This window comes from Kribbella sp., assembly GCF_035687465.1.
In the GTDB taxonomy this organism is placed as follows: domain Bacteria; phylum Actinomycetota; class Actinomycetes; order Propionibacteriales; family Kribbellaceae; genus Kribbella.
Map to the genome: position 1 here is coordinate 1 of NZ_DASRXP010000229.1, position 9,400 is coordinate 9,400.

Below are 9,400 nucleotides of genomic sequence, written 5' to 3' on the forward strand. Positions count from 1 at the left end.
TTCAGGTGGCAGACGCGCATCATCACGCAGCCCATGACGACGAGCGGCGCCGTCGCGAAGCCGTACTCTTCGGCGCCCAGCAGCGCGCCGATGACGACGTCGCGGCCCGTCTTGAGCTGGCCGTCGGTCTGCACCACGATCCGGTCGCGCAGGCCGTTCAGCAGCAGCGTCTGCTGCGTCTCGGCGAGCCCGAGCTCCCACGGACCACCTGCATGCTTCAGCGAGGTCAGCGGAGCGGCACCGGTTCCACCGTCATGACCGGAGATCAGTACTACGTCAGCGTGGGCCTTACTGACTCCAGCGGCGATCGTGCCGACGCCTACCTCGGAGACCAGCTTCACGTGGATCCGCGCGGACGGGTTCGCGTTCTTCAGGTCGTGGATCAGCTGGGCGAGATCCTCGATCGAGTAGATGTCGTGGTGCGGCGGCGGCGAGATCAGGCCGACGCCCGGGGTCGAGTGCCGCGTGCTCGCCACCCACGGGTAGACCTTGTGCCCGGGCAGCTGACCACCCTCGCCCGGCTTGGCCCCCTGCGCCATCTTGATCTGGATGTCGTCGGAGTTCGTCAGGTACTCCGCGGTGACGCCGAACCGGCCGGACGCCACCTGCTTGATGGAACTCCGGCGGGACGCATCGTGCAGCCGGTCGGAGTCCTCGCCGCCCTCACCGGTGTTCGACTTGCCGCCGAGCCGGTTCATCGCGATCGCCAGCGTGGTGTGCGCCTCGGCGCTGATCGAGCCGTAGCTCATCGCACCGGTGGAGAACCTGCGAACGATCGCGCTGACAGGCTCGACCTCGTCGATGGAGATCGGCTCACGCCCGGACTTGAAGCCAAAAAGACCGCGCAAGGTCATCAGCCGCTCGGACTGCTCGTCCACCCGGGACGTGTACTGCTTGAAGATGTCGTAGCGCCCGGTCCGGGTGGAGTGCTGCAGCCGGAACACCGTCTCCGGGTCGAACAGATGCGGCTCACCCTCACGGCGCCACTGGTACTCGCCGCCGATCTCCAGGTTGCGGTGCGCCGCGAGGATCCCGTCCGCCGGATACGCCCGCAGGTGCCGCCGACGGACCTCCTCCGCGATCACGTCGAGCCCGATGCCGCCGAGCTTGGACGAGGTCCCGGTGAAGTAGGTGTCGACCAGGTCCGGGGACAGCCCGTTCGCCTCGAAGATCTGGGCGCCCGTATACGACGCGACCGTGCTGACGCCCATCTTGGACATCACCTTGAGCACGCCCTTGCCGAGCGACTTCACCACGTTCCGGACCGCCTGGTCCGGCTCGAGCCCGGGCAGGTACGTGCCCTGCCGGCAGAGGTCCTCCACGGACTCCAGGGCGAGGTACGGGTTGACCCCGGCCGCGCCGTACCCCATCAGTAGCGCGACGTGGTGGACCTCCCGGACGTCCCCGGCCTCGACCACCAGGCCGACGCGGGTGCGGGTCTTCTCCCTCACCAGATGGTGATGAACCGCGGCGGTCAGCAGCAGGGACGGGATCGGCGCGTTCTCCGCGTTGGAGTGCCGGTCGGACAGCACCAGGATCCTGGCGCCTTCGGCGATCGCCGCCGACGCCTCGTCACAGATGGCGTCCAGACGGTGCCGGAGGGCGAGTCCGCCGCCTTCCACGTCGTACACGCCTCGCAGTACGGTCGTCGCCAGGCCCGGCATGTCGCCGTCCAGGTTGATGTGCCGCAGCTTGGCCAGCTCGTCGTTGGTGATCACCGGGAACGGCAGCACCACCTGACGGCAGGACGCCGGGCCCGGGTTCAGCAGGTTGGCCTCCGGGCCGAGGGACGACGACAGCGAGGTCACCAGCTCCTCGCGGATCGCGTCCAACGGCGGGTTCGTCACCTGCGCGAACAACTGCGCGAAGTAGTCGAACAGCAGCCGCGGCCGGTCGCTGAGCACGGCGATCGGGGTGTCGGTACCCATCGAGCCGATCGGTTCCGCCCCGCTCTTCGCCATCGGCGTGAGCAGGATCCGCAGCTCCTCCTCGGTGTACCCGAACACCTGCTGGCGCCGGGTGACCGAGGCGTGGCTGTGGACGACGTGCTCGCGCTCCTGCAGGTTCTCGAAGCGGATCAGGCCGGCGTGCAGCCATTCGTCGTACGGGTGCTCCTCGGCCAGCCGCGTCTTCACCTCGGAGTCGGTGATGATCCGGTGCGCCTCGACGTCGACCAGGAAGATCCGGCCGGGCTCGAGACGGCCCTTCTGGGTGACCGTGGCCGGGTCGATGTCCAGCACGCCGGCCTCGGACGCCAGTACTACGAGTCCGTCGTCGGTGACCCAGTAGCGCGAGGGGCGAAGGCCGTTCCGGTCGAGCACGGCGCCGACCTTGGTGCCGTCGCTGAAGACGACCGAGGCCGGGCCGTCCCAGGGCTCCATCAGAGTGGAGTGGAACTCGTAGAACGCGCGCCGCTTCGGGTCCATCGTGGCGGCGTTCTCCCACGCCTCCGGGATCATCATCAGCATCGCGTGCGGCAGCGAGCGACCACCGAGGTGGAGCAGTTCCAGCACCTCGTCGAAGGTGGCGGAGTCCGATGCGTCCGGAGTACAGATCGGGTAGAGCTGCTCGAGATCGCCGGGGATCAGGTCGCTGGCGAGCAGCGCCTCCCGGGCGCGCATCCAGTTCCGGTTGCCCTGCACGGTGTTGATCTCGCCGTTGTGGGCGATGTACCGGTACGGGTGGGCCAGCGGCCAGGACGGGAACGTGTTGGTGGAGAACCGCGAGTGCACGACGCCGATCGCCGAGGCGAGGTCCGGGTCGGTCAGCTCAGGGAAGAACTTGTCCAACTGGTCGGTGGTCAGCATCCCCTTGTAGGTGATGGTCCGGCCCGACAACGACGGGAAGTAGGTCTCCGTCTCCTTCTCCGCCCGCTTGCGCAGCCGGAACGCCATCCGCTCCAGCCCGAGCCCGAGCACCCGGCCGACCTTCGAGGCGACGAACAACTGCCGGAACACCGGCATCACCGACCGTGAGGTGGTGCCGAGCATGCTCGGGTCGATCGGCACGTCACGCCAGCCGAGGACCTCGAGGCTCTCCTCGGCGGCCAGTTCCTCGATCCGCCTGACTGCCTTGGCCGCGTCGTCGGCCTCCTGGGGCAGGAAGGCGATCCCCGTCGCGTAACCACGCTGCACGGGCAGTTCGAAGTCGCACACCTTGCGGTAGAACGCATCCGGGATCTGCAGCAAGATGCCGGCACCGTCGCCGGTATTGGGTTCGGCGCCGGAAGCACCGCGGTGTTCGAGGTTGCGCAGGGCGGTCAAAGCCTTCGCCACGATGTCGTGGCTAGGTTCACCGGTCAGGGTCGCGACGAAGGCGACACCACAGGCATCATGCTCGTGGCGTCCGTCGTACAGACCCTCGCTCGGCCTACTAGAAAAGGGGGCGCGACCATACATTCAGGGGCTCCCGTCGTCCTACGGTCAACAACTGGCCGCGGGACAACATTGGCCCAAGCCGGGAGTCCCGAGACTACCTCATGACGCCCACCAGATGGACTCCCGTTCCACCGTGAGGACGCCCTGCAACCCTCATGATCACACCCCGTAAGCAAGCGCTCACTGTCCTTCCCCATGGTCCCAGGAACTACCCCACGTAACCACCCACCAGCGGTGAATTTCACCACCTTCTCAGCGAGCTCCCGTGGTAGTCGTGAGCTATGCCCTGGGCACCAGCACCCACCTGGCAACCGCTCACCTCCGGCACCGGCCAGTCGAACGGCGGCGTCTGGCTCACCCCGGACCACTGGGTGGTGAAACGCCTGGTCGCCGCCGTCGACCACCCCCGACACCACGCGTACTGGCGACGCCAACCGCTCGTCGCCGAGTCCGCCCTCGTGGCGGCAACTCCCGGACTCCGCTCACCGGCCTGTCTCAAGGTCCAGTGGGACGACACCGGCGCGACCATGTGGACCGCCCAGGTCTCTCCCACTCCACTGGATGCGCTCGCCCTTGCCGAAGCTCTTGGGCGCTTCGCGCGAGCACAGGTTCCCGAGCCGTCCTGGGGTGCGCGCGATATCCTCCGCGACCGCTTGACCACGGTCTCGGACCGAGGCGGCTGGACCACGCTCGACTCGAAGCTTCCCACCGACCTGCAACGCGCAGTACAGGACTTTTGGGTACGGCGCGACGCCGCGCTCGCGGAACTCGACGCCCTTCCACGAGTCCCCACGCACGGCGACGCCCACCCCGGGAACCTGCTCGGCCACGACGGCGACAACGTGATCGCCGTCGACTGGGAGCAGTTCGGCCTCGGACCCGCCGGCTTCGACCTCGGCTACCTGCTGCTGGCGGTCGATCTACCCCTGGATGAACTCCTCCCGGTCTTCGAGGATCGTGACGCCGTACGCCGTGGCGCAGTCCTCACCGCCGCCTTCACAGCCGTCTCCCGAGCCGCCTGGTCACTGAGCCGAACCGATCCCGGCGACCACGTCGACCGCCTGGTCCATCTCAGCGACCTGGTCGCTGAGGCCTGCGATTCGCCGGGCGCTGCCGGGCCTGTCCGCTAGCTGCCGACTCCCCCTTCGTCGACGACCGCTCACCACGCCCTCCACCCACCACCGATCCATTCCCCGCCCCTTCGGCGAACCCACCGTGTCGAGGGTTAGCCCCTCCCACTGCGGGTTGGCGCACTGTATGCACGCAGGCAACCCACACTTTCAGGGGATAACCCTCGAAACGGTGGGTTCGCCGAAGGGGACGGGCGTAGCCGGTGGGCGTGGTGGGCGTGGCGGGCGTGGCGGGCGTGGTGGGCGTGGTGGGCGTGGCCGATGGGCGTGGCGGGCGTGGCCGGCTGGGGGTGATGATCGGGGCGGGCGCGAGGGATTTGCCAAGGCCTGATCAAAGCCCGCTCGACGACCTGATCAGCCTGGTGTTCGCAGACCTCACTGGCCTGCCGCCGCTGCTGCCTGCCAAGCATCGTGGAAGGCTGCATAGCTGGGGAATCTGGTGGTTACGGCTTGCTGGGTGACGGCGTACAGGGGGTCTGGGCCGCGGAAGGAGGTGCGGTCGAGCGTGCCGTCGGAGAGGAAGACGAGGGCGGCGCGGGCCATCACGTACGCCGTGGTGCGGTCGTCGATGGGGGCGCCGAGGGAGAACTCTTCGGGGGCCATGAAGCGGCTGGCGCCGAACATGCGGCCCATGTCGTTGCGGTAGGGACCGAGGTGGTAGCTGTCCGGGTCGATCATGGTGAGTCGGTGCTGGGTGAAGTCGTAGAGCAGCGCGCCGTCGTAGAAGTCGCCCTCGACCCAGCCGGCGGCGGTCAGGTGGGCGTGGAGGTCGAACAGTTGGTCGAGGGCCGCGAGGATTTCGTCGGCCGGCAGGGCGCGGAAGCGTTGGTAGGCGGTCTCGGGGTTTTCTCGTTGGTCGCGTGCCGTGCCGAGGTGTTCGCCGTCGCGCCATTCGTAGACCAGTACCGGGCCGCCTGGTGACTCGATCAGGCCGTGGAACGCGGGCAGCAGCGGGTGGTGGATGGTTTTCGCCAGCTCCGCGGCGTTGCGGAGTAGACCTTGGCGGGCGTCGAAGTCGAGGTACGGGGCCTGGTCAGCGGGATCACCTGCGGTCTTCAGGAAGAACCGCGTGCCGTCGACGTCAACGCCGTACGAGATGTTGCCGGAGTCCTGCGTGTGCGCGCCGAAGCGGGCGAACGTCGTACCGAGGGTCTTGATCCAGGTGGCCGGTGACTCGTCGATTGCCCCAGGAAGTAGCACCAGGCGACCCTAGCGAGGGCGTCAGCGGGTTGCGACGGGTTTAGCCGACTCCGGGGCCTACCAGGAGGCCGACGCCGTAGGTGAGGGCTGCAGCGGCTGCGCCGAGGATGAGTTGGCGGAGGCCGGAGTACCACCAGGAGCGGCTGGTGACGCGGCTGACGACGGCCCCACAGATGAACAGGGCCGTCAGCGACATGATCAGGGCGGGTAGCACGCTGCCGGCGCCGAGGAGGTACGGGAGGAGCGGGACGAGGGCGCCGATGGCGAACGAGACGAACGACGAGGCGGCGGCGACCACCGGGGACGGCAGGTCGTTGGGGTCGACGCCCAGTTCCTCGCGGACGTGCTCCTCGAGCGCCTGGTCCGGGTTCTTGTGGAACTGCTTGGCGACCTTGTCCGCCAGTTCGGGGTCGAGGCCCTTCGCCCGGTAGGTCTCGGCGAGCTCGAGTTCCTCGTCGCTCGGGTGCCGCTGGATCTCCAGGCGCTCGACCTCGATCTCGGCCCGCGCGAGCTCCCGCTGCGACGCGACCGAGGTGTACTCCCCCGCCGCCATCGAGAACGCGCCCGCGGCCAGACCGGCGAGCCCGGCCAGCACGATGAACTTCGATCCCGACGAGGTCCCGCCGTCCATCCCGGCGATCAGCGCGAAGTTCGACACCAGCCCGTCCATCGCCCCGAACACAGTCGGCCGCAACCACCCACCGGTGACATCCCGATGCACATGATCCCCCGAGTGCTCCGCCGACACCTCCCGCCCACCCCGTACTACGGACGCCCCCTCAGCGGGTAGTGCGGAAGCGGGTGCACCCGGTACGCCGGTCGCTCCGCCGGCCGGGATCGACGAGGCCGACGGCGAAGTGGTTCCTTCGCCCTCGGTCCCGAGAGTCTGGTCGTCAGTCACGGGACCCATCGGAAGGGGTAGTGCTGGGGGTGGAAGAGCCGGCGGCATCGGCGGGGCTGGTCGCCTTCGGCCGGCCCGCCTCGTCGCGCGCGCTCGGGTCGCCGTCGCCCGCACCCGGCTCGGCCGGGTCGTCGGCGCCGGGCGCCTCGCCCTCGCGGCTGATCTTGCCCTCGGCGTCGACCAGCTTCTCCGAACCGCTTGCTGCGCTGTCGTCCGTCGGCGTCGCTGCCCCAGCGTCGTCAGACGGAGTCGAGGCACCCTCACCAACCGCGACGTCGCTCGCCTCTGCGCTCTCGCTGTCTGGAGTTGGGGCGGCGGGTTTGGCGCCGGAGATGTCTTCCTGGCCGGGGCGGAGGCGGGCGCTGAGGATGAAGAAGACGACTGCCAGGACGAAGATGATGATCGAGGTGAAGACGTTGAGCCGCACGCCCGCGATGTGGTCGGCGGTGTCGATGCGCAGCGTCTCGATCCACCCGCGCCCGGCGGTGTAGCCCGCGGCGTACAGGGCGAAGGCGCGGCCGTGGCCGAGGGTGTAGCGGCGTCCGACCAGGATGATCAGCGCGATCACGCCGAGGTTCCAGATCGCTTCGTACAGGAAGGTCGGGTGGAAGGTGGCGAACTGCTCGTAGCCCGCCGGCCGGTTACCGAACGCGATCTCCAGGCCCCACCAGTGCGTGGTCGGGCGACCGAACAGTTCCTGGTTGAAGTAGTTGCCGAACCTCCCGAACACCTGCGCCAGCGCGATCCCCGGCGCCATCGCGTCCGCGACCGCCAGGAACGGCACCTTGTGCCGGCGGCACGCGATCCAGGCGCCGAGCGCGCCGAAGCCGATCGCGCCCCAGATCCCGAGCCCGCCGTGCCAGATCTTCAGCGCTTCCACCGGGTCGCCGTCGGAACCGAAGTACCGGTTCCAGTCGGTCAGCACGTGGTAGATCCGGGCCCCGATCAGACCGAACGGGATCGCCCAGAACATGATGTCGGCGAGCACCTCGGCCGTGCCGCCGCGGGCGACCCAGCGCCTGCGGCCGAGCCAGTAGCCGGCGAAGATGCCGATCAGGATGCAGATGGCGTAGGCACGCAGCGGCAACGGGCCGAGGTGCCAGACGCCCTGGCTGGGACTGGGGATGAACGCCGGAATGAGCACGGCGGGCAGCTGACTAGACATGGCAAGCAGGAACGCTACTCGACCGGCCCCAACGCGACCACCGACAGGCGGTCACGATGGGGACTCGGTGCGTCAGCCCGCGGCTCCGATGACGGCCTTCTGGATGCCCTCCGGCGTGAGCACGTCGGCGGCCAGCATCTTGTCGTTCACGAACACGGTCGGGGTGCCTTCGACCTTGCGGGTGGTGGCCTCCTGCCCGATCGACTCGAGCCAGCCGGCGTAGCTGTTGTCCTTGAGCGCCGTCTCGAACTTGGCGTCGTCGATCCCCAACTGCTTGCCGAGGTCGAGCAACTGGTCGTCGGTCCAGGACTTGGCGAAGTCCGCGTAGATCTCGTTGGCGTAGCTCTGGGCCTTGCCGTTCGAAGCCGCCGCGGCGAAGGCGTTCGCGAGCCGGGGCGAGTCGGGGCTGACGAAGGTCAGCGGCCAGTACGTCACTGTCGCCGTCCCGTCCGCCACCAGTTGGTTGATGGTCGAGCCGGACTCGCTCTCGAATTCCTCGCAGTGCGGGCAGCGGAAGTCGATGAACAGGTCGATGTTGACCTTCGCGCTCGCCTGGCCGATCTTGACGCCCTGACCGTTGGTGCCCGGACCGGTGATCGTGGTCGGCTCGGGGCCGCTGTCGGAGCTCACGCTGACTCCGGAGTGGCTGCGCCAGTACTGCACGCCGACGCCGCCGCCGAGCGCGAGCACCAGCACGATCACCACGATCACACCGGGACCGATCCGGCGCCGCTTGCTCTGCAGCAGTGGGTTCACTGGCGGTTTGGTCTTGCTCACGACGCGGTTACTCCTGTCGGGGTGTACGGATCCGGTTACAGCGCGAACTTACTGGCCGGGCTGAGTATCAACCAAGCCTGCCAGCACCATCAAAGCGTCAGCGGTTGTCCTCGACCAGCTTGCCGAAGTCGTGGGCCAGATCGCCGATCGCGGCGTTCGACAGCCAGAGCACGGTGGCCTTGTCGTTCACGCCGAATCCGAGCACCTGCGCGCCGTGGCCGACCTCGTAGCCGCCGGACGGCAGTTTCTTCATGCCCTCCACCGGTACGCCGACCGCCTGGGCGATGTCCTTGATCGAGGTCAGTGACCCGGTCAGCCCGACGAACGAGGGGTCGAAACGGTCCAGATACTTGCGAATCACCGGCCCGGTGTCGCGCGCCGGATCGGTGGTGATGAACAGCAACTGCACGTCGTCGCGGACCGACTTGTCCAGCTTCGTCAGCGCGGAGGCCACGTCGGCCATCACCGTCGGGCACACGTCCGGGCAGTTGGTGTAACCGAAGAACACCAGCGTGACCGGCTTCTTCGTCGAGGTGACCAGGTTGAACTCGTTGCCCGAGGTATCGGTCAGCGACTTCGCGGGCAGTGCGTACGGCCGGTCCAACGTTGCCCCGCGCAACCCGTTGGGGTCGCTGGCAGGGGTCCGGATGATCGCTCCACCCGGATTGTCAGCTTGCTGTTCCGGCCCGCTGCTGCAGCCCGCGAGGGCAAGCAGAGCCACCGCGGCGAAGAAAAAGGCCGCGTTCCTGGTTCGACTCACGGCGGGTCTAACGCGCAACGGTCTCGCTGCGTTCCCGACGGACACCTTCAGCCAGACTTTCGGTCAGCGCCCGTACTCCGGCCGCGCCTC

7 protein-coding genes are annotated in these 9,400 nt (G+C 68.3%); 1 reads left to right on the forward strand and 6 read right to left on the reverse strand.

All coding sequences use genetic code 11. The annotated features are described in order from the left end of the window. Positions 1-3,398: glutamate synthase large subunit (gene gltB / locus VFG33_RS11515; protein WP_325025366.1), on the reverse strand; the 3,398-nt coding region annotated here is incomplete at its 3' end. A 260-nt stretch (positions 3,399-3,658) separates the two neighbouring features. Here gltB and VFG33_RS11520 point away from each other — a divergent pair. Further along, entirely contained in the window at positions 3,659-4,507 is an 849-nt protein-coding gene (locus VFG33_RS11520) for a phosphotransferase family protein (RefSeq protein WP_325025367.1), read from the forward strand. A gap of 375 nt (positions 4,508-4,882) precedes the next feature. Here the strand turns inward: VFG33_RS11520 and VFG33_RS11525 are convergent, their stop codons facing one another. The 5 genes from VFG33_RS11525 to VFG33_RS11545 form a co-directional block, all read right to left on the reverse strand. After that, positions 4,883-5,707 carry a hypothetical protein gene (locus VFG33_RS11525; protein WP_325025368.1) on the reverse strand — a complete coding sequence of 275 codons (825 nt, stop codon included), beginning with the start codon at positions 5,705-5,707 and terminating at the stop codon, positions 4,883-4,885. Positions 5,708-5,747: 40 nt separating this feature from the next. After that, on the reverse strand, positions 5,748-6,608 hold the full coding sequence (locus VFG33_RS11530; protein ID WP_325025370.1) for a VIT1/CCC1 transporter family protein: 861 nt from the start codon (positions 6,606-6,608) through the stop codon (positions 5,748-5,750). Then, positions 6,601-7,773 (reverse strand): prolipoprotein diacylglyceryl transferase, encoded by a 1,173-nt coding sequence (gene lgt, locus VFG33_RS11535; RefSeq protein WP_325025372.1) that lies wholly within the window; start codon positions 7,771-7,773, stop codon positions 6,601-6,603. The genes VFG33_RS11530 and lgt overlap by 8 nt, the downstream gene beginning before the upstream one ends. Before the next feature lie 72 nt (positions 7,774-7,845). Then, the gene (locus VFG33_RS11540; protein ID WP_325025374.1) at positions 7,846-8,550 is read right to left on the reverse strand and encodes a DsbA family protein; all 705 of its coding nucleotides are present in this window, start codon (positions 8,548-8,550) and stop codon (positions 7,846-7,848) included. Between the two features lie 97 nt (positions 8,551-8,647). After that, a complete protein-coding gene (locus VFG33_RS11545; protein WP_325025376.1) occupies positions 8,648-9,310 on the reverse strand; it encodes an SCO family protein in 663 nt (220 codons plus the stop codon). Positions 9,311-9,400: the final 90 nt, after the last annotated feature.

Excerpts from the sequence above, each read along its gene's own strand:
- VFG33_RS11520 (WP_325025367.1), top strand. The coding sequence starts at position 3,659 with ATGCCCTGGGCACCAGCACCCACCTGGCAACCGCTCACCTCCGGCACC.
- lgt (WP_325025372.1), bottom strand. The coding sequence starts at position 7,773 with ATGTCTAGTCAGCTGCCCGCCGTGCTCATTCCGGCGTTCATCCCCAGT.